Origin of the sequence: Lacibacter sp. H407 (genome assembly GCF_037892605.1) — a bacterium.
Lineage (GTDB): Bacteria > Bacteroidota > Bacteroidia > Chitinophagales > Chitinophagaceae > Lacibacter.
Map to the genome: position 1 here is coordinate 3,485,700 of NZ_JBBKTU010000001.1, position 22,284 is coordinate 3,507,983.

At 40.3% G+C, this 22,284-nt stretch carries 23 protein-coding genes; 20 read left to right on the forward strand and 3 right to left on the reverse strand.

From position 1 onward, the window contains the following. Positions 1-93: 93 nt before the first annotated feature. From WG989_RS15140 to WG989_RS15175, 8 genes are all read left to right on the forward strand, one after another. Positions 94-834 carry a hypothetical protein gene (locus WG989_RS15140; protein WP_340430628.1) on the forward strand — a complete coding sequence of 247 codons (741 nt, stop codon included), beginning with the start codon at positions 94-96 and terminating at the stop codon, positions 832-834. 92 nt (positions 835-926) lie between these two features. Next, on the forward strand, positions 927-2,021 hold the full coding sequence (locus WG989_RS15145; RefSeq protein ID WP_340430630.1) for a Gfo/Idh/MocA family protein: 1,095 nt from the start codon (positions 927-929) through the stop codon (positions 2,019-2,021). 103 nt (positions 2,022-2,124) lie between these two features. After that, entirely contained in the window at positions 2,125-2,724 is a 600-nt protein-coding gene (locus tag WG989_RS15150; protein ID WP_340430633.1) for a VOC family protein, read from the forward strand. A gap of 139 nt (positions 2,725-2,863) precedes the next feature. Further along, complete coding sequence (locus WG989_RS15155) at positions 2,864-3,361, forward strand: hypothetical protein (protein ID WP_340430635.1); 498 nt, start codon at positions 2,864-2,866, stop codon at positions 3,359-3,361. A gap of 281 nt (positions 3,362-3,642) precedes the next feature. Beyond that, the gene (locus WG989_RS15160; RefSeq protein ID WP_340430636.1) at positions 3,643-4,458 is read left to right on the forward strand and encodes a DUF6597 domain-containing transcriptional factor; all 816 of its coding nucleotides are present in this window, start codon (positions 3,643-3,645) and stop codon (positions 4,456-4,458) included. Positions 4,459-4,546: 88 nt separating this feature from the next. Continuing rightward, positions 4,547-5,101 (forward strand): dihydrofolate reductase family protein, encoded by a 555-nt coding sequence (locus WG989_RS15165; protein ID WP_340430638.1) that lies wholly within the window; start codon positions 4,547-4,549, stop codon positions 5,099-5,101. A 5-nt stretch (positions 5,102-5,106) separates the two neighbouring features. Then, positions 5,107-5,643, forward strand: coding sequence for a GNAT family N-acetyltransferase (locus tag WG989_RS15170; RefSeq protein ID WP_340430640.1), 537 nt, complete (start codon positions 5,107-5,109; stop codon positions 5,641-5,643). A 302-nt stretch (positions 5,644-5,945) separates the two neighbouring features. Continuing rightward, positions 5,946-6,788, forward strand: a complete 843-nt coding sequence (locus WG989_RS15175) for a DUF5829 family protein (RefSeq protein WP_340430643.1) — start codon at positions 5,946-5,948, stop codon at positions 6,786-6,788. Between the two features lie 116 nt (positions 6,789-6,904). On the opposite strand, the gene WG989_RS15180 is transcribed toward WG989_RS15175, so the two are convergent. After that, positions 6,905-7,249, reverse strand: a complete 345-nt coding sequence (locus tag WG989_RS15180) for a winged helix-turn-helix transcriptional regulator (protein WP_340430646.1) — start codon at positions 7,247-7,249, stop codon at positions 6,905-6,907. Between the two features lie 112 nt (positions 7,250-7,361). Between WG989_RS15180 and WG989_RS15185 the strand changes: the two genes are divergently transcribed. The 3 genes from WG989_RS15185 (at position 7,362) to WG989_RS15195 (ending at position 9,923) form a co-directional block, all read left to right on the forward strand. Next, complete coding sequence (locus WG989_RS15185; protein ID WP_340430649.1) at positions 7,362-8,255, forward strand: SDR family oxidoreductase; 894 nt, start codon at positions 7,362-7,364, stop codon at positions 8,253-8,255. Positions 8,256-8,365: 110 nt separating this feature from the next. Then, a complete protein-coding gene (locus tag WG989_RS15190; protein WP_340430652.1) occupies positions 8,366-9,334 on the forward strand; it encodes an MBL fold metallo-hydrolase in 969 nt (322 codons plus the stop codon). A gap of 106 nt (positions 9,335-9,440) precedes the next feature. After that, positions 9,441-9,923, forward strand: coding sequence for a hypothetical protein (locus tag WG989_RS15195; protein WP_340430655.1), 483 nt, complete (start codon positions 9,441-9,443; stop codon positions 9,921-9,923). A 40-nt stretch (positions 9,924-9,963) separates the two neighbouring features. Here the strand turns inward: WG989_RS15195 and WG989_RS15200 are convergent, their stop codons facing one another. Further along, a complete protein-coding gene (locus WG989_RS15200; protein ID WP_340430657.1) occupies positions 9,964-10,902 on the reverse strand; it encodes an MBL fold metallo-hydrolase in 939 nt (312 codons plus the stop codon). A 419-nt stretch (positions 10,903-11,321) separates the two neighbouring features. Here WG989_RS15200 and WG989_RS15205 point away from each other — a divergent pair, with 419 nt between their 5' ends. From WG989_RS15205 to WG989_RS15225, 5 genes are all read left to right on the forward strand, one after another. Then, a complete protein-coding gene (locus tag WG989_RS15205) occupies positions 11,322-12,542 on the forward strand; it encodes a prolyl oligopeptidase family protein (RefSeq protein ID WP_340430659.1) in 1,221 nt (406 codons plus the stop codon). Positions 12,543-12,614: 72 nt separating this feature from the next. Continuing rightward, positions 12,615-13,481 carry a prolyl oligopeptidase family serine peptidase gene (locus WG989_RS15210; protein ID WP_340430661.1) on the forward strand — a complete coding sequence of 289 codons (867 nt, stop codon included), beginning with the start codon at positions 12,615-12,617 and terminating at the stop codon, positions 13,479-13,481. Positions 13,482-13,521: 40 nt separating this feature from the next. Further along, positions 13,522-13,968: an NAD(+)--rifampin ADP-ribosyltransferase gene (arr, locus tag WG989_RS15215; RefSeq protein WP_340430663.1), complete on the forward strand. Its 447-nt coding sequence runs from the start codon at positions 13,522-13,524 to the stop codon at positions 13,966-13,968. A gap of 36 nt (positions 13,969-14,004) precedes the next feature. Then, positions 14,005-15,246, forward strand: a complete 1,242-nt coding sequence (locus tag WG989_RS15220) for a serine hydrolase domain-containing protein (protein ID WP_340430665.1) — start codon at positions 14,005-14,007, stop codon at positions 15,244-15,246. Positions 15,247-15,352: 106 nt separating this feature from the next. Next, positions 15,353-15,985, forward strand: coding sequence for a hypothetical protein (locus WG989_RS15225; protein WP_340430667.1), 633 nt, complete (start codon positions 15,353-15,355; stop codon positions 15,983-15,985). A gap of 91 nt (positions 15,986-16,076) precedes the next feature. Here the strand turns inward: WG989_RS15225 and WG989_RS15230 are convergent, their stop codons facing one another. Beyond that, the gene (locus WG989_RS15230; RefSeq protein WP_340430669.1) at positions 16,077-16,811 is read right to left on the reverse strand and encodes a toxin-antitoxin system YwqK family antitoxin; all 735 of its coding nucleotides are present in this window, start codon (positions 16,809-16,811) and stop codon (positions 16,077-16,079) included. A gap of 27 nt (positions 16,812-16,838) precedes the next feature. On the opposite strand from WG989_RS15230, the gene WG989_RS15235 reads away from it, so the two are divergent. From WG989_RS15235 to WG989_RS15250, 4 genes are all read left to right on the forward strand, one after another. Then, positions 16,839-19,406 carry a VPS10 domain-containing protein gene (locus WG989_RS15235; RefSeq protein ID WP_340430672.1) on the forward strand — a complete coding sequence of 856 codons (2,568 nt, stop codon included), beginning with the start codon at positions 16,839-16,841 and terminating at the stop codon, positions 19,404-19,406. A 77-nt stretch (positions 19,407-19,483) separates the two neighbouring features. Then, on the forward strand, positions 19,484-19,990 hold the full coding sequence (locus WG989_RS15240; RefSeq protein ID WP_340430674.1) for a DUF2911 domain-containing protein: 507 nt from the start codon (positions 19,484-19,486) through the stop codon (positions 19,988-19,990). A gap of 123 nt (positions 19,991-20,113) precedes the next feature. After that, positions 20,114-20,974: a DUF8428 domain-containing protein gene (locus WG989_RS15245; protein WP_340430676.1), complete on the forward strand. Its 861-nt coding sequence runs from the start codon at positions 20,114-20,116 to the stop codon at positions 20,972-20,974. A gap of 113 nt (positions 20,975-21,087) precedes the next feature. Then, positions 21,088-22,230, forward strand: a complete 1,143-nt coding sequence (locus WG989_RS15250; RefSeq protein ID WP_340430678.1) for a hypothetical protein — start codon at positions 21,088-21,090, stop codon at positions 22,228-22,230. Positions 22,231-22,284: the final 54 nt, after the last annotated feature.

Below are 22,284 nucleotides of genomic sequence, written 5' to 3' on the forward strand. Positions count from 1 at the left end.
GATTGATGCCATGTTACTGAGTGGCAGTGTTGATATTTTAATTCTTGGCCGGGGTTCGTATATTAGCTTGAATAAGATATTATTCGTCATCTCATGGAATTTGATTTTTACGAGCAATACAAAGACTATTCTAATTACGATCTTCTTAAAATTGTAAAACAACCCGATGCATACCAGCCGGCTGCTCTGGCAGCGGCGTCGCAAATTTTGAGTGAGCGACAAGTGACTGCTGAAGAAGTACAATTAGCCAATGACTACTTCCATAACATTGAAAAGTTAGCAAAAGCCAAAAAAGAAAAAGTCGATCAAATTAAAACCAAGGCTGTTGATTTATTTGAACCAGTATTGTATCCCAGTGAAAAAGTTGAGCCAGCTAAGTGGGTCAATATTTTTCTTTTGGTAATCGCTATACAATATGCCTGGTCGCTTTTTAAGTTAATAAAGCGACTGGTTAATTTTTTCCAGTGTAGCCACTGCAGGTTTGATATTTTCTTTTTTGTAGAACTGTTAACGTTACTTTATGTTCCAATAATTTTCTTTTTGCTTTTAAAAAGGAGACCATGGGGTTGGATACTTCTTTTTGCAGACAATCTTTTTTCTTTGATTTTAAGCGTTAGTCAATCACATAGTTTTTTTAAATATCAAAGCATTCATGAAGGGGACACATTTTATTTCCTTGTGCCAATCTTGATCAAAACTGCATTTTTATTCTTTTTATGGAGTGCCCCTATTTCAACCCATTTTAATATCAATCAAGAGGCAAAGAAAAAGACAGCTTTAACAGCAGCAACTATAACGCTGTTGTTTATTGCCGTTATGTACTTATTGATGTGACTATATTGCTTTTTCTAACCCCAGCTCAATACTTACCCTTCAAATCAATCAACACAATGTGTAACTTAGTAATGAATCATTCCCATTCGTATATGAAAAATTGCTTGCTGCTTCTATTACTTTGCTGCAGACTGTCGTACGCATCGGCAGCAGAACATCCGTTGCGGTTAGGCGTTGTTGGACTCACCCACACGCATGTACATTGGATATTGGGAAGAGAAAATAAAACAGATGTTACCATTGTAGGTATTGTGGAGCCCAACCGTGCATTGGCCGAACGTTATGCAAAGCAACATGGCTTCTCTATGAAACTGGTGTACAATACCATGGAAGAAATGATCGATGCATGCAAGCCCGAAGCCGTAGCAGCTTTCGGCACCATTTATGAACATTTAAAAGTAGTGCAGATCGCCGCACCCAAAGGCATTCATGTAATGGTGGAAAAACCACTGGCTGTAAGTCTTGATCATGCGCAGCAAATGGAAGCATTGGCAAAGAAGCATCGCATTCATTTACTTACCAATTATGAAACGAGTTGGTATAGCAGCAATCACAAAGCATACGAACTGTTACACAACAACCGCATTGGCAGCTTGCGAAAACTGGTAGTACATGATGGACATCGTGGACCAAAAAAAATCGGCATCAACAGCGAATTTCTCGACTGGCTTACCGATCCTTTGCAAAATGGAGGAGGAGCACTCATGGATTTCGGTTGCTATGGTGCCAACCTTGCCACCTGGTTGCTCAAAGGCAAACGCCCAACATCAGTTACCGCCGTTACGCAGCAACTGCAAGCGGAGAACAATCCGATGGTAGAAGATGAAGCAACGATCATTGTAACCTATCCTGATGCGCAGGTGGTTATTCAGGCATCGTGGAACTGGCCCATTGGACGAAAAGATATGGAGCTCTATGGTTTAACCGGCGTGCTGTATGCCGACAATGGTACTAAAGTTCGTGTACGTGAAGCAAAGGGATACGATGATTATACCGAAGAAGTATTGGCAGTGCCCAACATGAAAACGCCTTATCATGATCCGTTTGCTTTTTTTGCCGCCGTTATACAATCGAAAATTACAGTACCATTATATGATCTTTCGTCGCTTGAAAACAACATGCTGGTAATGGAAATACTCGAAGCTGCACGAAAAAGTGCAAATACTAAACGCACGGTACAACTATAGATGTCAATACCTCGACTGGTGTTTTCACGAATTAAGGCAATGAAAGGGGGCAAGAAGAGTTCACTGTGGTATTGACGAATTTAAAACTTTACAAAAATCAAAAATGAATAAGTTACTTTTTCTTACAGCGATCGTTTTTTGTTTGACATCTTCCTGTTCAAATCCAAATCAGGCAGATAACACAATCAACCAAAACGTAATTACAAATGACTCTAATAAAAACAGCAAAACTAAAAACATGATCACACAAAAAATTACACCCTATTTGTGGGTAGATAAAGATGCCAAAGCTGTGGCAGATTACTACTTGTCTATTTTTAAGGACGGTAAGTTGAAAGATTTTCGCAAGTTCGATAGTGACGAAAGTGGAAATGATGCAGGTATAGAAACAGCTGTAATTGAAATAGCAGGAATGGAGTTTAGTATATTAGCTGCAGGCCCACTATTCAAATTTAATGAAGCAATTTCTTTTGTTATCAATACAAAAGATCAGGCTGAAACGGATTATTACTGGGAAGCTCTTACTAAAAATGGTGGTGAGGAAGGCTCTTGTGGATGGTGTAAAGATAAATATGGATTATCATGGCAAGTTGTACCAACAGAATATTTTGAATTGATACATAGTGATGACCCGGCAGTCAGAGAAAAAGCAATGAAGAACACATTGAAGCAAAAAAAATTGATACTTTCAGAACTCAAATGAACAGGTATCATTATTTAGGTTAAATATGGCATCACTTTTTTCCCGTTGTTGGTATATTGTATTTTCAGCGTCATTCTGTTTGCCGGCATACCATAACAATTAAAAATGAAATTAATAAAGTAAAATTTCTATAACTGATATGAAAGAACTGAATCTGAAAAATATAACTCTTCTTGCACTGGTGTTAAGTTGCCTTCTTCAGGTGGGAGCTCAACTGTTCGCTATTGCTGTTGTCGTGAATACTTTAGCAGCAGCTCCGCCGCGTTCCTTTGCTATGTTGCAGGGAGAATATGGTTACAACAGTGGCGCATTTTGGGATACGGTTCCAATGATAACTTTTTTGCTATTTATTGTCGCCTTGGTTACGAACTGGAAAACTAAACGCCGAAAACTGATACTCCTTGCCCTCAGCTTGTTTATTATTGCAGGTGTTGTGGCAGGTTTTTTCGTAGAGCCCATTTTTGCAGATATGATCAAAAGCGGCTACAGAGATCAGGTAGACCCGGTATTACAAACACAGGCAAAAAGCTGGTACATGTTCGATTGGATGGTTTGGGTACTGGGGCTGTTAGCCGGACTGATCCTCCTGGTTGCCTTGTTACGGCCCGTAAGTAATGCTGGCGAAAGTTCAAGTTAAATGCTTTATATTCTTTTTAAAAAGATGAATTAAAAACAACAGCATTTAATGCAACTAAGTTATCAGGTTCGTATAAGCTTTTATGAAAGATTTGCATAGGTTATGGATTGGGTAAATTACAGTAACAGTAATTGAATTTGTAGAATAGTGATTTGTTAATTTTAAAATGGTCTCTTTTTTGCATAGTGTACTATATCATCAATGGGATTTTTAGTAACAACCTTTACAAACACACATTCATAAAATGAAATGCAGTACAATATTGATTGCAGCTTTTGACAATGATCTCTATACAAACACATATTCCTGAAAAATTAGCACAATACATAAGATCATTTTGGTGCTTACGTGTGGCTGAGGGACTGGAAAAACCTTACCTCGAAGAAATATTGCCGGATGGTCACCATGAGATCATATTTAATTTCAATTCAATTCCTGTCAGGAAAAGAAACGGGAGTGATGAATGGCTTCAAGACCCGTCTGCCTTCTTTACAGGGCAAAACAAAAAAAGTTATCTGCAACAACTCCATCCCGGAGCTGTACTGTATGCCGTTCGGTTTCATCCGCATACGCAACACCTGTTTTATAATTTCCCGGCATCTTTTTCAACAGATAACTTAATTTCTTTTTCTGATATTTCTCCAAACGATAACCTTTGGGGTTGTTTCTCCGAGTCTCCGGATGAAACATTTGCAAATCTGGAACAGGTTTTTTTAAAGAAAGCAGCCAGCTTAAATAAACCGGAAGATGCTTTTCTTTATGTGGATGCAGCCGTTCAAAAGATCATAAAAGAGAAAGGCAATGTTAAGAACAAGCAGCTTGAAAAAATTACCGGAGTATCTGCAAGGCACCTGGAAAAATCGTTTCAAACATATGTTGGCTTAAGCCCCAAACAGTTTTCCAATATTATCAAATACAGTCATTTTATTACGTACCGTAAAAATCATCCTGAAAAAACGTTAACAGAGTGTGCTTACGAAGCAGAATTTCATGACCAATCGCATCTTATTCATTTATCCAACCAAATTACAGGGCAATCACCAAAAGCCTATTTTGGAAAACTGAATCATATCAACGACTTTTTTCTGAAGCCATAAAGCCAGTTCGCATTTCTACAATTTCATGTTATACCGGGTGAATAGCTTTGCGTTCAAGAAATTTTATAACAATAAGATATTAACGAAAATGAAAAAAGTAATCTTATCTGTCGCTACTTCTTTAGATGGCTTTATTGAAGGCCCTAACAGAGAAATTGACTGGATCCCATTTACTGAAGATGGAGTAAAAGCGCTTGAGCAATTTTTAAATGAGATCGATACTGTTTTATATGGCAGAATAAGTTATGAAACATGGGGTAACTATGTTCCGGCAGAAGACAGTACCGATTTTGATAAGAATTTTTATGCCGGGTTAAATAAGATGAAGAAGTATGTATTTTCTACAACAAAGAAAAATTTCGAAGGAAACCCGATAGTAGTTCAATCAAATATTGAAGAAACCGTAAATAAGCTGAAACAAGAGTCCGGAAAGAATATCTGGCTTTACGGCGGCGCTGAATTAGTTACCGGATTTGTAAACTTAGATCTGGTGGATGAATTCAGAATTGCAGTTTTCCCAATTATACTTGGAGCTGGCAGGTCGTTGTTTAAGAATATTGACCATAGGGTAAAACTGAAATTAATAGACGTAATAACAGGGCCGTCTGGTATTGCAGAATTCAGATATGAAAAAGCAGTTTGATGATCTTGAATGATAATTATACTATGATAATGCTTAGGCCATTTCAACAATCAGATTTTAGCAAATTGATCAGTTGGATAGATAATGAGGAATTACTGGTTACCATAGCTGGTAATATATTTACCTACCCCTTAACGACTGCTCAATTACAAAAATATCTGGAAGATGAACGTAGTATTTCGTTTTGTATTGAACATCAGAATAGTAATGCATCCGTTGGTCATGCAGAAATTGTATCGGCAAACGACGGCACGTGTAAGATCGATAAGCTGCTGATTGCTGATAACTCAAACAGAGGGAAAGGAGTGGGGCAACAGGTAATGAAAGAGCTGTTGAAATATGCTTTTGAGAGATTACCAGTAAATACTGTAGAACTAAATGTATTTGATTGGAACAAAGCCGCAATTTGCTGTTACCAAAAAGTTGGCTTTGTTTTTAATGAAGCCAAAACAGCAAATTTTCAGTTGGGCAATAAGAACTGGACTGCTTTGAATATGGTACTAAACAGAAGCGAATGGGATAGCCACAAAAGCAGCTGCTGACAATGCATTTTTGTTAGGTAGCGATATGGCATTGACTAAGAGTGGGAGCAAGAACTCAGCTCTGCTTTTCACAGTCGGCTTGCTGTAAATTAGCAATGAAGAATAGTAGAAGAAGTTTTTGTTTTTTTTCAGACGTATCCCCGTAGGAGAATCTTCTTTGGATAAAGCCCGGCTTTAATTCTTATCCTTTATCTTTAGTAAGAAACCAGGTAACTCTTTGCCTGGAAAAATAGCATACCCGGCATCGGCAATGCTTGCTTGTTACGGGACATTCACTTTTAACCAATGAAAATAAACTCAATATGAAATCATTCATCATCATTCTTTTTTTGTTGATGGGTTTTGCCGGTTTCTGCCAACCCGTTAAGACAGACTTTAGCCACATTGAAATTATCATCGACTCGGCTTCGTTTGAAAAAATGGCTGCAAACGAGTTTATACGAAGCAGACTGGCTCCTTTTCACTATGATACGATGATGCTGTCGCCGTTGGTGCTTAGCTATTACCTATATGGCCAAAATAATTTTATTCATTTCAATCCGAGCAGAGGGTATTTCGGTACCCAACTTGGAACGGCATATGTCATTTTCCAAACACGAAGACCGGGTCAAGGAAAAATTTTAGAAGAATCATTCCGAAAGGTTGCAAACGACTCGATTGTTTCATATGATTTTGAAGGTCCTGATTTTACATTAACTGAAATTGTATATAATCATCACGACCGGATTAGTAAAAAGCAGCATAATAATCTTATACCGATGTTGAGTTCGTATTCGGTTGAAACCTATAAAAAATGGGGACACGGCGATTCTGCTGAAATTACAATGGAGCAATTTCTTTCAAAGGAGTTTGTGAAAGGAAAGAAGTTGTTTGAAAGCATTGTTGAAATTGAGTTAGCAGTCACGCAAAAAGACCTTGAGGATATTGCTCCTGTTTTGAAACTTGCAGGGTACCATAAAAAGAATCATTCGTTTACCAAGAACAATGAACCAACTATTTCGTATGTGATCAACAATAAACATAATGCTTTCAAAGTAAAAAAAATGACATTGCAACTTTCTGAAGATGCCGGAACAAATCAGTTCAACTTTGGCAAAATGAATTTGCTGATAAAGAACAACATTGCTGAGTTCTGCTTTGACTAACCAAATGCTTGCAAGTTTTACTGCAAGTCATAAAGGCGAATAGATTTTCAACCAGCTACTGTCGCTCTATCGATCAAGTTCTTATAATCACGAACTAGGCCGATGAATTATGCAGTTCAGGATCTGGCAAATAAACGGCTTCGGTGTTTTTTACCCCAATCTCTCAAAGCTGCAATTACATCATCAAGTGTTTTACCATAAGAAGTTAACGAATATTCAACTGTAACAGGCATTGTATCGTAAACCGTCCTTGTAATTAATTGATTCGATTCAAGATCTTTTAATTCTTTCGACAACATTCTGGGTGTAATACCTTCAACATCCCGTTCAAGTTCTTTAAAACGTTTATTGCCGAACGATAAGGCAATAAGAATGGGAAGCTTCCATTTTCCGTTTATAAGATCAAGTACATCCCTCACCGGGCGAATATATTGAACACACTCTTTTTTTTCAGATTTCATTTGATGATGTTTTGCTATACCGCAGTATACCGGTATACAAAGGTATAGTAGTTACTAATGTATAGCAAAGCTAGTTAGTTTTGATAAATCAAATAATAATTAAACTAAAAAAATGAAAGTACTTATTTACGGTGCAGGCGGTTCACAACAATTTCCGGTTATACGGGCATTACAAAATAAAGGAGCAGAAGTTTCTGCTACAACCAACAGCACTGACAAAGTTGAATTACTGAGGAGTGCCGGTGCAGAAGTTCATCTGGCTGATATGGCCGACAAAACAAGGCTGGAAGAAATCTCAGAGAACATTGATGCAGTTTCTTTCCTTGTTCCGTTCTTTCTTTCAAATCCTCTTGATGGATTAACTTATGCAAAAAACGCAATTGATGCTGCTGTAAAAAACAGCGTTAAACTTTTTGTGTGGAATAGTAGTGGCTATATACTCCCTGTAAAAATCGGGAATCCTTCTCTCGATATCCGGATTGATGTTATGCATTATTTAAGAGAAAGCGGGCTCAACTATATCATCATCCAACCGTCGGTATATGCCGAAAATCTATTAGGACCTTGGACAGCTCCTTTTGTAAAAACAGAGCAAATCGTTACATATCCAACACCCGAAGAAATGCCTGTTGGCTGGATTGCCACCAATGATGTTGCCGCACTTGTAGCAGAAGCTGTTTACAGTCCGCATCTGGCAGGCGAATCATTCCAGGTAAGTGGAATAGAGAATTTAACAGGCAATCAATTGGCAGAGAAATTTTCCATCGGGTTAAATAAACCAATTCAATACCGGCAGATGCCGCCAAAAGACTTTGGTAAAATACTCGATGGACTTTTTGGTGAAGGAGCTGGCAAAGGAGCGCAAGCGATGTATCAGGAAATAACAGACACCAAACAATATCCTGTAATGTATACGTCTGCTATGCCTGATGTATTAAAGAAACTACCCGTAACAATGACCAGTATTGAAACATGGGTAACCGAAAATAAAAACCAGTTTATCTGATCTGTGAAGGATTGTAAGAATGTCCTTTTTCTGTTTTCACGAACTGAAAAAGGACTTATTATTAAAATTAAAAAATTCATGTTATATTATCCTTCGAAAAAACAAACAACATGCGAAAATTGCTGCTGCTGCTGTTTATTGTTTGTGCAGATCACCTGATTGCGCAGGTTAAGCCCGGCACAGCCACTGTTAAAAAATTAAAGATCACTATTCTCAGCACCATGCTTGCGCAGAAGGGTGTGGGTGAATGGGGATTTGCCGCTCTGATAGAAGCAGACTCTGTAAAAATTTTGTTTGATGCAGGTGGCCGTGAAAAAACGGTACTTGAGAACAGCAAAGAATTAAACATTGATCTCTCCGCTATACCTGAACTGATCTTGAGTCATGGTCATGGCGATCATACTGCGGGATGGCTTCCACTGCGTACGGCAATGAAAGCAAGTAACCCCAACGCTTTATCTATTACACATGCCTGCAAAGGATTGTTTGATACACGTATTTCCGCCAGTAGTCAGGAGTTCAGCAATCGGAAAACCGATTCGCTGCAGTATATAAAAACGGGAGCCGTTGTGCAAGTGCACGAAGTGTTTACAGAAATACATCCCGGAATTTTTCTTACCGGACAGGTGCCACGCAAGTATCCTGAAAAGAATTATGGCTTGGGCGGAAACAAGATGAGAAAGAAAGATGAGTTGGGTAATACCATTGATGATATTGTACCGGAAGATATGTCGCTGGTAATACGTACAGAAAAAGGGCTGGTGTTGATTTCTGGCTGCGGACATTCGGGTTTGATTAATACGATCACACATATTCAAAATAATTTACAACAACCATTGCTTGCTGCCATTGGTGGTTTTCATTTGTTGGAAAACAATGATGAGCAGATAAAATGGACAGCAGATGAATTAAAGAAAACTGGCTTGCGTTATTTTATGGGAGCACATTGTACAGGCATAGAGCCGGTGTATCAAATTCGTGAATGGGTGCAGCTGAAACGTGGTGAATGTATTGTAGGTTCGGTTGGTGCTGTATTTGAACTGGGCAAGGGTTTCAGTGCAGGAGCCTTAACGAAATAATTTCCATTGGCTCAAGCTGCGGTGAAACTAACGTAATGATTCAGAATATATAAATTCCTGAAGTCTTTTGGATAACACTTCGGGCGGACAGTAAAACTTGGAACGTATGAAACTTCTTTGCACACTTCTGTTTAGTTTTTTCTTTTTAGTTGCCATACATGGCCAGGAAAAAAAGTTGCTCCCCGAACAGGAACGGCTTGGTATCTTCATCGGTCGCTGGACGGTTGAAGGCAGTGAGGCTGCTTATCTGGAAATTTGTGACCGCATACAAGGAAATCATATTCAATGCATCTCTGCTTCAAAAGAAAATAACGGAGTTGATAGTTCTGTGAGCTATCTGTCTTTTTCACCGCTGGAGAAAGCCTATTTATATTACGGTTTGTATCCTTCCGGAAATTCAAGAACGCTTCGGGGAAAATGGGAAACCGATCGTTTTATTTTTGAAGGTGAACGAATATTGCCGGAGAAAACTACAAAATGGCGGGTGACAATCAGGCCGATCGAAAAAAATCTTCATTTTACAGAAGAAGCAGCTGTAAACAACGGAGCGTGGGAGAAAAAAGCCGACTTTATCTACAAGCGTTTATAGTCAACTATCGCAAAGGCATTGCAGTTTTTTACTTGTTTTTCTACTCCTTTATTTTAACGGACTCTCCGATTTCAATCACCATTAAATCTTCACCAACTGCCAGTTGTCCGCTGTAGTATTTTCTTGTTCGTGCAATAATATCGTCAGTAGTTAACGGAGGTTTTGATGGATCTAACGTTGGTATGGCCACATGTGTGTAAACAGCAAGTTTTGGTTTTGCGAGCGCAAATATTTTTCCCGCATCCTCCGGTGTTGTATGAAAGTTGATGATCTTACGGGCCAGTGGTTGAGTTGCCGCCACATCTTCACGAATGGCAATTACTTCATGTATCAACAGATCTGCTCCCTTTGAATACTGAATCAGGTTTTCGCTGTAACGTGTGTCGCCTGATATAACAACGGAACGGCCCATATAATCTAACCGGTATCCTAATGCTGAATCGATAATGTCAGAATGATTCACCCAAAAAGCTGTGATCTTTACTCCATTTTTATCATACACTACACCTTCTCTTACATCGTTTGCTTTTACGTTGCTGCCACTGTCTGCTGATGGGTATTCGGCAACACGGGTTTTAATATCCCATTGGTAAGCCAGCTTTAATCCCTGTATCATATCATTGGTGCCGGCGGGGCCATACACTTCCAAGGCTTGCTTTCGGTTACCAAAAGTGCCGGGCATAAGACCCAGTAGCCACAAATCGGGAATACCAACAATATGATCCGAATGAAGATGTGTAAGAAAGAGATAATTCACTTTGCCTGCACCAATTTTTTTCTGCCACAAACGTTGTGTTACGCCTCTGCCACAATCAAAAAGAAAATATCTGCCACCTGCTTCCACGAGCGTTGCAGCTCCAAAGCGGTCGATGGTTGGTTGTGGAGCTCCGGTACCGAGTAACGTAACGGTGATGGTTTGAGCTGATAGTTGCAGTTGAAGTATCATGATAACTACTGCCAGGCAAAAATTATTTTTCATAACAACTTGTTTTTTGATTTGACGAATGATTCCTGTCGACAAATAATATTTTCTGCTGCTGACCTAATGCGGGGGCCGTGTTTCGAGTGTTGAATCGCATAGATATTTTATTGAACAGATCGGCTGCAGCGAATGAATATATTCTGCTCTTACAAGGTTGATAATTTATGTGAAAAAGTCAATACCCGAATATGGGGAGATGGCGTGTGCCGCAACTTCTGTTCCTATCTTTTCGTAATCAGAACAACAAGCCATTGTTTCATAAATAACACGAATGCGGTACACAAAACATTCTGGACGTATTATTCTTGTAACGAATTTTCGCTACTTGCCAATCGCTACAGCTGTTGTACTTTTAACAGCATCCTTTTTTGCTTGCTGCGGCGTGGCACTTGCATCCATTGTTAAATGCTAAAAACATGAAGATTCTTCTTACCGTTAGCTGTATATCCGTTTTTGTATTTGGCGCATCGGCACAGTATCAATATCCTGTTACCCAAACTGCCGACAGTAGTGATACTTATTGGGGAGTAACGGTAAAAGATCCGTACCGCTGGTTGGAAAATTTGAAAGATAGTGCGGTGTTGAACTGGTTTCAATCACAGGCTGTTTATACCAATACCCAACTGGCCGGCATACCCGGTCAGCAAATGCTGATCAACGAATTAAAAGCGTTGGAAAAAATTACAGCAGTTGCCATGCAGCCTGTTGCAAAAGCGGGCGGCAATTATTTTTATCAAAAACGTTTACCCGGCGAAGGAGTCAACAAACTGTTTTGCCGTAAAGGTGAAAAAGGGGCTGAAATACTATTGTTTGATCCAACAACATTTCGTGCAGGTAAAACTGTTGATTATATACCAAGAGTAAGTGACGATGGCAGTCGTGTGCTCATAATGATCAGTGAAGCTGGAAGTGATCTGGGTGATATCCATATCCTTGATGTGACTACCAAAAAATTCTATGCCGATGTAATTCCACATTCCCGTGGCAGGTTTGTTGGCGGCAGCAATACCGATGTTGTTTATCTGGAATATAAAAGCAGCGATCCGCACAATGCTGATAATATTCTCAATTGTTTGTTTAAGCTACACGTGATGGGTACATCGGTTGCTGACGATCTTGTACTTGCCGGTGCTGATATGTATCCGCAGTTGAATTTAAAACCAGTTGAACGGCCATGGGTAACGGTGTACAAAAATTCTCCCTATATGATTCTGGAAAAAAACAGTGGAGGTGATATCCCATTGTTTTTTGCACTCAAATCGGAGTTAAAGAAAAAAACAATCAATTGGAAGCCATTGGCAGGTATGGACGACGAGATAAAAGAATTTTTTGTAAACGGAAACGATCTGTATCTACTTACATCAAAAGGAAATCCGCAATTCAAAATCATTAAAACATCACTGGCCCGTCCCGATTTATCAAACGCTGAAATAATTGCTGAGGGAAAAGACGATTGGAAAATATCAACCGTTGCTAAAACAAAAGATTATTTGCTGATCAACTTCAGCAAAAACGAGTTGGTGATACAGCCAAAGATCTATCATTTTGCTACCGGTAAAACAGAAGAAGTAAAAACATCGTTGCAGGGAAATACAATGTTGTCGGTTCTCTCAGTCGATGAAAATGAAGTAGAGTAATTTAACTCAGGTTGGAATGTTCCCTTCAACCGTTATCGGTACAACATCAAAACAAAAACAATCAGCAAAGGATTGTATCATCAAACCTACAACGGCGATTTTCCGCAGTTGAACAATATTGTGTATGAAGAAATTGAATTGCCTTCACACGACGGAACATTGGTGCCACTCACCATTATCTACAACAAAGCGTTGCTGAAAAAAGATGGTTCAAATGGATGTGTAATGGTGGGTTATGGTGCGTATGGTGCCAACTCCTTGGGCGATCCTTATTTTGATGCCAACCTGTTGCCCATGCTCAACCGAGGTTATATTATGGCACTTGCGCATGTGCGTGGTGGTGGCGAAAAAGGGAACGACTGGCATTTAGGCGGCAAAAAAACAACCAAGCCCAATACGTGGAAAGATTTTAATGCCTGTGCCAATTGGTTGATCAAAAGCAACTACACATCGTCCGCAAAATTCAGTTGCATCGGTGCCAGTGCCGGCGGCATACTCATTGGCCGTGCCATTACTGAACGACCGGATTTATACAAAGCTGCTGTTTGTAAAGTGGGCGTGTTAAATGCATTGCGTACAGAATTTATGCCGTCGGGTCCAACGCAGATAGCTGAGTTTGGAACAGTAAAAGACTCGATCGAATTCAAAGCGCTGTTGGAGATGGATGCTTATCATCATACAAAACAGGGTGTACATTATCCCGCACAATTGATTACCTGTAGCTTTAAAGATTTTCGTGTGCAGAGTTATATGCCGGCGAAGTTTGCTGCAAAGATGCAGGCAGCCAATGCATCAACCAATCCTGTTTGGCTGTATGTGGATTTTGAAGGTGGGCATTTTGGCAGTAGCAATCAAGATGAGTTTTTTGCACAAATGGTGAGAGAGTGGGGTTTTATTTTATGGCAAACAGGGCATCCGGATTTTCAGCAGGCGAAATAAAAAGGTTGCAAGAAGTAACAAATCATACAACTAAACGATCATGGAAAACAACAAAACCAATCATCAATCAGGCGTAGCTGCTGCCAGTGTTTTTTCACAAACCTATTTTCATGGCACAAAAGCCGATCTCAGCCCCGGCGATTTTATTGAAACCGGCATTAAATCAAACTACGGACAAAAGAATGCAGCGAAATATATTTATCTCACCGCCACGCTTGATGCCGCCATTTGGGGAGCTGAACTTGCTGCAGGCAATGGACCTGAACGAATTTATCTGGTGGAACCAACAGGTGCTCTCGAAGATGATCCGAATGTAACCGATAAAAAATTTCCAGGCAATCCTACTATGTCGTACCGTTCAAAGTATTCATTCAAAGTTGTCGCTGAAGTAGTAAATTGGCAAGGCCATGCACATGAGCAGATAAAAGCAATGAAAGATGCATTGGCAAAATTAAATGAACAAGGTATTGAGGCGATTGAAGATTAAATCTTCAAGGTTTTCTTTCAAAAAAAATTAAAAGAGATGAAGAAGACATTTCAGTTACTCACAATTGCATTTGTATTCCTACAGGTTAGGGGATGGGCACAACAGTTACATTATTCAAGGGAAGAAAGCAATGCCATTCACGATAGTATCAAGCAAAGCAGGTGGGATGTTGGCGGAAGGTTATCGCATTATAGTTTCAGGTACATGTCGGAGTTTTTTCCTGTTGGTATTATTCAGAAGTCCAATGCGCCTTATGTATTCAAAAGCGATCCTAAAAAATCAATTGAGGCTATTTCTGTTAAATCAAAGAACGGAAACATTACTTTCGAAAATTATTTGAATCAATTACACATCGGCAGTTTTATTGTGGTTCACAAAGGCGTGATTGTATATGAGAAGTATTTCTCTATGCTTCCAAACGATCAGCATTCACTTCAATCGGTAACCAAAGTAATTACTTCGGCACTTATTACCGGTTTGGTCAACGAAAAGAAAATTGACATTAATCGATCCATTGAAACTTATCTTCCCGAATTAAAAGGCGGCGACTGGCAGGGAATTTCTGTAAAAGATATTTTGAACATGCGTTCGGGCATGGATAGTTATTCCATTGATTTTGCCAGCGGGCCGTTCACGAATCCGCAACATAAAAATTATCAGTTTGAATCGGCTCTGGGCCTGTTGCCAAAAGCTTCAACTACACCTGTATCTGTTTTTACATTTCTTGCAGGAATAAAAAAAGACAAGCCTGCCGGATCGCATGCTGAGTATTCTAATCTAAACACGTTTGTATTGGGATGGCTTGCAGAAAAAGTGACAGGAAAAAAATATGCAGATCTGGTGTCGGAACGAATATGGAAACCGATGGGTGCGTCTTCTGATGCATATGTATGTCTTTCAGACAAGGGCATTCCGTGGTCTCATGGAGGTATGTCAGTAACCTTGCGGGATCTGGCACGTTTTGGAATGATGTTTACCAACAGTGAGATCAAAAAACGAAACGGAGCTATCATGAACGCCGTGCAACAAAAGGAAATGTTTGATGCCCCCGCTATCAATAATCCGATGGCTCCATTTAAATGGATGTATCAATGGGATCTGGCAAGTGATGGTGTAATGATGAAAGGTGGTTTTGGCGGCCAGGCTTTATATGTTGTTCCGGGAAAAGAAATCGTGATCGCTTATTTTAATTATGTTGATAGTGATTGGACTTTGAATACCATCATTTCTGATGCAGTATTCAATGATATCATTAAAGCGGTAGAAGCAGGTCAATAGCGAATATTCGCCAAAATTATTTTTCCAATCATTTCTTACATTAGGGTGTCGGTTATTCAGTTCTTGTAACAGTAACGTTCAAACGCATTAAACCATCTCTCAACATATGAGGAAGAATTATTTTTTCTGGGCCAGTTTATTTTTGCTGTTCCTGTCCGTGTTTGCGTTTTCAGACAATTTATTTTATGATGTGAAGCAGGAGAGTAACAGCGATCCGAAATTTATTATTCACGGTTTATTTTTCTTAGCGTGGTTCATTATTCTGGTGATCCAAACAGGCTATATCAGAAAAGGAAATTACAAAGCACACCGTGCTCTCGGCATTGCAGGTATGTTGATCGGGCTGGGTGTTATAATCAGTACGTTTTATGTATTTGTAGCGGTATATAAAGGATGGTCGGTAATGCCGGATTATGTAAAAGCAAACAGGATCTATACCACAAGTTTTGCTGTTTTGGTATTGCTGGCTTATTTAAACCGTAAACATGGCATTAAGCACAAACGATATATTTATGTAGGAACACTTTATGTATTGGGGCCGGTTCTCGACAGGGTTGCAGGTAAGCTGATGAGTTTCGATTCAATGACAGGCGTCGTGTTATTTGAAACAATTATCTGGAACGTATTGTTTCTCTCATTGTTTGTTTATGATTGGCGTACACTCAAGAAAATACATTCGATCAGTTGGGTTGGGTTTATTTGGTTTTATGTGGTGTGGGTACTTTCTCTTGTGCTTTGATGTGTTGTTGGTTTATTATCGTTCAGACCGGCTTCGCCGTGCCGACCGTAGCAACATCGTACCTCTTACTTCGTACATCACATCTTCATCCTCATCCGCCCGTTTGTCCTGTTCTCACTTTTATTTTTTTCTTACCCGCATTCTTCTTTTCGTATTCAAGAATTTCTTTGGGCTTTACTTTTTCTTTCGGCGTTTCTTTCTTGGTGGTAGTTGTTTCGTTCGGATCGTTGGGATCTTTTTTTACAATACCATTGGCAGTACCGGTACCATCATCGAGTTTGCCGAGTATAAAATTTTCTTTGCGTAATATTTTGCCGGTACCGGGTTCGTAGATCGTCCACATACCATGTGCAACGGTAGATGCTTCCAGTTTTACTTCTACCAAATACACTTTTTTGGGATCGTTCACATCAAACACTTCAATGGTTTCAGAAGGTTTGTCGGGGTTTTGAGCCAGCCAGCTTTCTTCCCGCACCAGATCACCATTTGCATTAAAGTATTGTTGTTTGCCATGTTTGTTATTGGCCCTGTAAAATTCAATGGCCAGCAGATCGCCCATTAATGTGTACGAACGCCATGGCCCTTCTTTCTTTCCGTTTTTGAATTCACCTTCTTCTTCATAGCCGGGCTCTCCACGCACTTCATCGTAACGGATCACCCATTTACCCTGTTTCAGATCTTTAACATCGGTACAGTTGAGCGTATCGCCTTTTACACCAATCGTAAAGTCTTTGCATTGAGCAACACCGCTCATCCAAAAAAGGAGAGTGGCTACTGCACTTAACATCAACATTCGTATGTTTGAAATCATTCTTCTACTTTTCATAACATGAGATTAAAAAACCAAAAAAGCATGTACCAGTTAAAAACGGCTGCAATTCTTAAAAATTGCCTGTTCAAAGTTACCCCTCTTCTTTCGTTTCTGTTCCTTGTACTTATCAGTAACGCACAAATCAAGCCAACAACTGCCGAAGAGCGGCTGAAAGGCATGCAGTTACGCAAGGAAATGGAAAAGAAATCTTTGTTAAAAGAAAGTAAGTTCCGAAACATTGGTCCTACAGTAATGAGCGGACGTGTAAATGATATCGAAGTAAACCCTGAAGATGTTACAGAATTTTATGTTGCATATGCCAGTGGTGGTTTGTGGCATACAACTAACAATGGCCAATCGTTCACACCCATTTTTGATAATGAAGATGTGATGACGATTGGAGATATTGCTGTGAAATGGTATGGTAGCCGCATTATTTGGGTGGGCAGTGGCGAAGTAAACAGCAGCCGTTCATCGTATGCCGGTAATGGTGTATATAAAAGTGGCGATAATGGTAAAACATGGGAGTACCTCGGTTTGCCTGAAAGTCATCATATCGGAAAAATTCAATTGCACCCAACTGATCCAAACACAGCATGGGTAGCTGCATTGGGACATTTGTATTCACCCAATAAAGAACGTGGTGTGTACAAAACAGTTGATGGCGGTAAAACATGGAAGCTCACACTTGCGATTGATGAAAATACCGGTGCAGTTGAAATGGAGATCAACCCCAATAATCCCAACGACCTGTATGCAGCCATGTGGAACCGTACACGCAGAGGTTGGAAGTTTGATGAAAGCGGCCCCACCAGCGGCATTTATAAAAGTACCGATGGTGGTAACAACTGGACCTTGATCAGTGGACCGGGCAGCGGTTTTGCGGAAGGAAAAAAGCTCGGTCGTATTGGCTTGAGTGTGTTTGCACAAAACCCAAACATTGTATTTGCTGTAATTGACAATTACAATCCGTTACCCGATACCGGCAAAAAACAAGTAACCGGTGATACAACCATTCAACTGAAAGATTTTAAAACCATGACGGCAGATCAACTGCTGACTCTGGATGATAAAAAGCTGGATACGTTTATTCGCAAGCAACGTTTCCCGGCAAAATATAATGCTGCGGTTGTAAAGGAAATGGTACGAGGCGGAAAAATTCAACCCGTTGCATTGTGGGATTATTTTGATGCAGGCGATGATGGTTTCAGCAATGCAGGCATCAAAGGTTGCGAAGTATATCGCAGCGATGATGCAGGTAAAACATGGAAGCTTATCAACAATAAATTACCGCAGGCATTCAGTACCTATGGATATTATTTTGCGAAGATCTATGTGTCGCCCACCAATGCAGATAAGATCGTTGTATTGGGAGTAAATGCATGGTTAAGTACTGATGCAGGTAAAACATTTAAGAATATCGACGGACGTAATGTGCATTCCGATCATCATGCATTATGGATCAACCCTAAGCGTGATTCGCATATGATCAATGGAAACGATGGTGGTTTGAATATTACGTATGATAATGGTGTAAACTGGTTCAAAGCCAATTCGCCGGCGGTAGGCCAGTATTATGCCATTGCTGTGGATGATGCAAAGCCCTACAATGTATATGGTGGTTTCCAGGATAACGGTACATGGTTTGGCCCAAGCAACAATCGTGAAACAACCGATTGGCACGACAGTGGCAACTATCCATACAAATCAATTGGCGGAGGCGATGGTATGCAGGTACAGGTTGATACAAGAGATAATACAACTGTATATGTTGGTTCGCAGTTTGGAGCTTATGCAAGAGTAAATAAAAATGCGCCGTTTGCAGGTCGTGTAAGTGTGCGTCCGCAACATGAGCTGGGTGATAAGCCATTACGTTTTAACTGGCAGTCGCCGATTCTTTTATCGAAACACAACCAGGATGTATTTTATTTCGGCAGCAACCGTTTCCACAGAAGTTTCAACAAGGGTGAAAACTCAGTGAACTTAAGCGGCGATCTTACAGGCGGTAAAAAAGAAGGCAATGTGCCGTTTGGTACACTGGTAACCATGAGTGAATCGCCATTACGTTTTGGGTTGATCTATACCGGTAGTGACGATGGATTTATCCATCTTACAAAAGATGGTGGTTATAGTTGGACAGCCATTCATTCCAAGTTACCAAAGCAGGTACAGGGATTGTATGTAAGCCGTGTAGTTGCATCGAAATTCAAAGAGAGCAGGGTATATGTTACATTGAACGGATACCGCAACGATCATTTTGCTGCATGGGTATTTGTAAGTGAAGATTATGGAACTACATGGAAACAGATCTTTACTGATTTACCAGCTGAACCGGTGAATGTGATCCGTGAAGATCCGAAGCAGGAGAATCTGTTGTACGTGGGTACCGATCATGCATTGTATGTATCAGTAGATGGAGGTGCCGGCAGTATGGCATGGATGAGCGGCCTGCCTCGTGTGGCTATTCATGATATTGTTATTCAGGAGCGTGAAAATGAAATTGTATTGGGTACGCACGGCCGTAGTTTGTACATTGGTTCGCTTACCGAAGTGCAAAAGCTGGCAAGCGATAAAGCTTATTATGAGATGAAAAAGGCGGAATTAAAATAACGATAATATCCGTTTGTCATTCAGCCAACAATAGTCTATAAATTTTGTTTTAACTTGTACATTCAAAAATAATACACATGAAACGTATCTTAAGTCTATTGCCGGTCTTGGTTTTACTGTTATCAGTAACGGCCTGTGCACAGAATCAAACAAAACCCAGCCCACCTGCAAGTGCAGAATTAAAAGCGGGTGATGCGACTATTAAAATCAATTACAGTGCACCATCTGTAAAAGGTCGTGAGATCTGGGGTAAATTAGTTCCCTATGGTGAAGTTTGGCGTACGGGTGCAAATGAAGCCACTGTGTTTGAAACAGACAAGGATATTAAAGTAGAAGGTAAAACACTTGCTGCCGGTAAATATTCACTGTTTACTATTCCCGGTGAAAAAGAGTGGGTGATCATCTTTAACAAAAATCCAAAGCAATGGGGCGCTTACAGTTACAAAGCAACGGATGATGTGTTGCGTGTAACCGTAAAACCTGCTGCAGCAGAAATGACTGAAACATTAAAAATTGACGGTGCAAACGGTAAAGTGACCATTAGTTGGGAAAAACTTGCTGTTGCATTTAACGTAGCCCAATAATTGATGATTCATCAATGTGTACCTGTCCCCCGGTAATTCGGGGGACTTTTTCATTTCACAGCTTTTCCACAAACAGCGTTAGCCCCGTTCGGCTGGCATTATTATAAGTAGTTTGCAAACGGAATGAAGGATAGCCGGAATATATTGCTGTTAGTAGTGTCGCTTTGCCTCGTGGGTACATGGGTGTACCATTTATACGATAAGAATCAATACAGCAATCAGCCGTCTACGGTTTCTGTAAAAGACAGTATTGCTGCACAACAAAGCACAAATGATTCGTTACGTATTGCCTACAACACGGTGCTTTCACAAATTGATTCTTCCAGGAACGTTGTTGATACGTCAACAGCCGCAACGATCCCATCTGCAACAAATGAGATCGACAGTTTGCGAAACGAGATCGCCGCCATCCTCACCATCAACAATATCACCAAGGAAGATCTGCGCAGGGCCGAAGAGAAGATCAAACAACTGCAACAACGTTTATCAAACACAGCCGCAACCACAACAACTGTAGTTGATCCGAGGCCTGTGGTTACTTCTTCAACCGGCAACAGCAAAACAGATCTGCCTGCCAAACAGGAAGCTGTCAATGAAGTGTTCTCGGCTTCAGGTATCAGTTTACGGGCTATACAAGGCGATGGAAAAGATCAGGTAACTGTCAATGCAGCAGCAGCAGCTTCACTTGCAATTGCCTGTGTTGTGCAGAACAGAACAACTTCGTTTACCGATACAGAAGTATATATGGTACTCACCGATCCGTCGGGTGAAGTGGTGCAGGATGATCCCTGGCAGTCGGGAATGTTCACTACAGGAAATGATCGTATTCCGTATACACGTAAAGCAAAGCTGGCTTATTCAAAAGGCGACAACAGCCGTATTGCGATGAATTTGAAATTGCCTGCGTATGAAAAAGGAATGTACAGTGTACAATTCTATCACAATGGTGTGCGTATTGGCAGAACTTCGCTGCGGTTAAATTGAAACGACAGTCTCTCCACTTAATCACATTTTTTTCACAGTTGAAGAATAGCAGGCTGGTAAAGGGTTTTACCGCATACGATTGTATTACTTTTACCCAAAGCACAACTTACATTATGCGTAACAACGTCGTGGCTGCCTGGCTGCTGCTCTGTTTTATGACAGGAGGCCAGCATGTGATTGCACAAACAAGCAAGAAAAATGAGTACAATACGCCCAATTTATACGCAGGTATTGAAGTGGGTTCAAAAGGGGTGAAGCTGAGTGTAATTGAATTGAAGAAGAACGGACAATTAGGGAATAGTTTTTTTGCTGTAAAAGACACTTCGGTTAACACAGATTTTATTTCCTTTACGCAACAAACATTTGATGCAACGCTCAATGGCCTTACCGGCTTATTTCAAACAGCAAACACAACGTTTAACATTCCTTCCAAACGAATTTTTACGGTTATCAGCAGCGGGGTAAAGATCCAGGCTGAAAAAGAAAAGCAAAATGCATGGGTGGCAAAACTCATCAACGCTTTTCAGGAAAAGATCAACGAGCCCGGCAGGAAAGTAGAAGTGGTAGATGTAATGATGGAAGCAAAATTATCACATCAGGGTATTGTTCCTGCAAGCCGTCGTTACAATACATTCCTGATCGATATAGGCAGCGGTAATTCTAAAGGAGGCTTTTTCCCGTATGGCAACGACAGTTATTTTTATCTGTTTCAATTATCGTGGGGAACAAAGAGTACAGCCAACGCTGCTGAAAAAATGTTGGGTGATGATAAATCGCATGAAAATTACTCAAAGCAATTATTCCGTGTAGCGGCAGGTGCGGAAAGTTCAGAGATCACTTATGCGGTGAATACAAGTGGCAGTTATCCGGTTAGCGATCATATTGCATTCAGTGGTGGAATTTCCTGGGCCACTGCTACGTTATTATATCCTGAGTTGATGAACAATCCGGTTGTTCCTGTTACCTACGATGATGTGGAACGTTTTGCGAAACGTGTTGCCGAAAATTATTCTTCGTTATCAGAAGCATATCTGCTAACAAAGATGGGCAATGGTAAATGGGATAAAAATGCAATAACAGCTGAGATCAAACGGGTGCATACCGTATTCGATCAACGTTCGCTGATGGCTGGTACAGCGTTGTTGTTGCGCATCATGCGTCAGTTTAAATCGGTGAATGAAGCCAAGCAATTTTATCTGATCAAAAACGGGAATGTTGGATGGGTGTCGGCCTACGTTGATGAGGCCGTTGATTAAATTAAGTACTGATCCATTTTTTATATACAAACTCTGGCAACTGCCGGAGTTTTT

What these genes read in the sequence shown, in the direction of transcription:
- WG989_RS15140 (WP_340430628.1), top strand. Translation starts at nt 94, where the DNA reads ATGGAATTTGATTTTTACGAGCAATACAAAGACTATTCTAATTACGAT.
- WG989_RS15145 (WP_340430630.1), top strand. Translation starts at nt 927, where the DNA reads ATGAAAAATTGCTTGCTGCTTCTATTACTTTGCTGCAGACTGTCGTAC.
- WG989_RS15150 (WP_340430633.1), top strand. Translation starts at nt 2,125, where the DNA reads ATGAATAAGTTACTTTTTCTTACAGCGATCGTTTTTTGTTTGACATCT.
- WG989_RS15155 (WP_340430635.1), top strand. Translation starts at nt 2,864, where the DNA reads ATGAAAGAACTGAATCTGAAAAATATAACTCTTCTTGCACTGGTGTTA.
- WG989_RS15160 (WP_340430636.1), top strand. Translation starts at nt 3,643, where the DNA reads ATGATCTCTATACAAACACATATTCCTGAAAAATTAGCACAATACATA.
- WG989_RS15165 (WP_340430638.1), top strand. Translation starts at nt 4,547, where the DNA reads ATGAAAAAAGTAATCTTATCTGTCGCTACTTCTTTAGATGGCTTTATT.
- WG989_RS15175 (WP_340430643.1), top strand. Translation starts at nt 5,946, where the DNA reads ATGAAATCATTCATCATCATTCTTTTTTTGTTGATGGGTTTTGCCGGT.
- WG989_RS15180 (WP_340430646.1), bottom strand. Translation starts at nt 7,249, where the DNA reads ATGAAATCTGAAAAAAAAGAGTGTGTTCAATATATTCGCCCGGTGAGG.
- WG989_RS15185 (WP_340430649.1), top strand. Translation starts at nt 7,362, where the DNA reads ATGAAAGTACTTATTTACGGTGCAGGCGGTTCACAACAATTTCCGGTT.
- WG989_RS15190 (WP_340430652.1), top strand. Translation starts at nt 8,366, where the DNA reads ATGCGAAAATTGCTGCTGCTGCTGTTTATTGTTTGTGCAGATCACCTG.
- WG989_RS15195 (WP_340430655.1), top strand. Translation starts at nt 9,441, where the DNA reads ATGAAACTTCTTTGCACACTTCTGTTTAGTTTTTTCTTTTTAGTTGCC.
- WG989_RS15200 (WP_340430657.1), bottom strand. Translation starts at nt 10,902, where the DNA reads ATGAAAAATAATTTTTGCCTGGCAGTAGTTATCATGATACTTCAACTG.
- WG989_RS15205 (WP_340430659.1), top strand. Translation starts at nt 11,322, where the DNA reads ATGAAGATTCTTCTTACCGTTAGCTGTATATCCGTTTTTGTATTTGGC.
- arr (WP_340430663.1), top strand. Translation starts at nt 13,522, where the DNA reads ATGGAAAACAACAAAACCAATCATCAATCAGGCGTAGCTGCTGCCAGT.
- WG989_RS15220 (WP_340430665.1), top strand. Translation starts at nt 14,005, where the DNA reads ATGAAGAAGACATTTCAGTTACTCACAATTGCATTTGTATTCCTACAG.
- WG989_RS15225 (WP_340430667.1), top strand. Translation starts at nt 15,353, where the DNA reads ATGAGGAAGAATTATTTTTTCTGGGCCAGTTTATTTTTGCTGTTCCTG.
- WG989_RS15230 (WP_340430669.1), bottom strand. Translation starts at nt 16,811, where the DNA reads ATGAAAAGTAGAAGAATGATTTCAAACATACGAATGTTGATGTTAAGT.
- WG989_RS15235 (WP_340430672.1), top strand. Translation starts at nt 16,839, where the DNA reads ATGTACCAGTTAAAAACGGCTGCAATTCTTAAAAATTGCCTGTTCAAA.
- WG989_RS15240 (WP_340430674.1), top strand. Translation starts at nt 19,484, where the DNA reads ATGAAACGTATCTTAAGTCTATTGCCGGTCTTGGTTTTACTGTTATCA.
- WG989_RS15245 (WP_340430676.1), top strand. Translation starts at nt 20,114, where the DNA reads ATGAAGGATAGCCGGAATATATTGCTGTTAGTAGTGTCGCTTTGCCTC.
- WG989_RS15250 (WP_340430678.1), top strand. Translation starts at nt 21,088, where the DNA reads ATGCGTAACAACGTCGTGGCTGCCTGGCTGCTGCTCTGTTTTATGACA.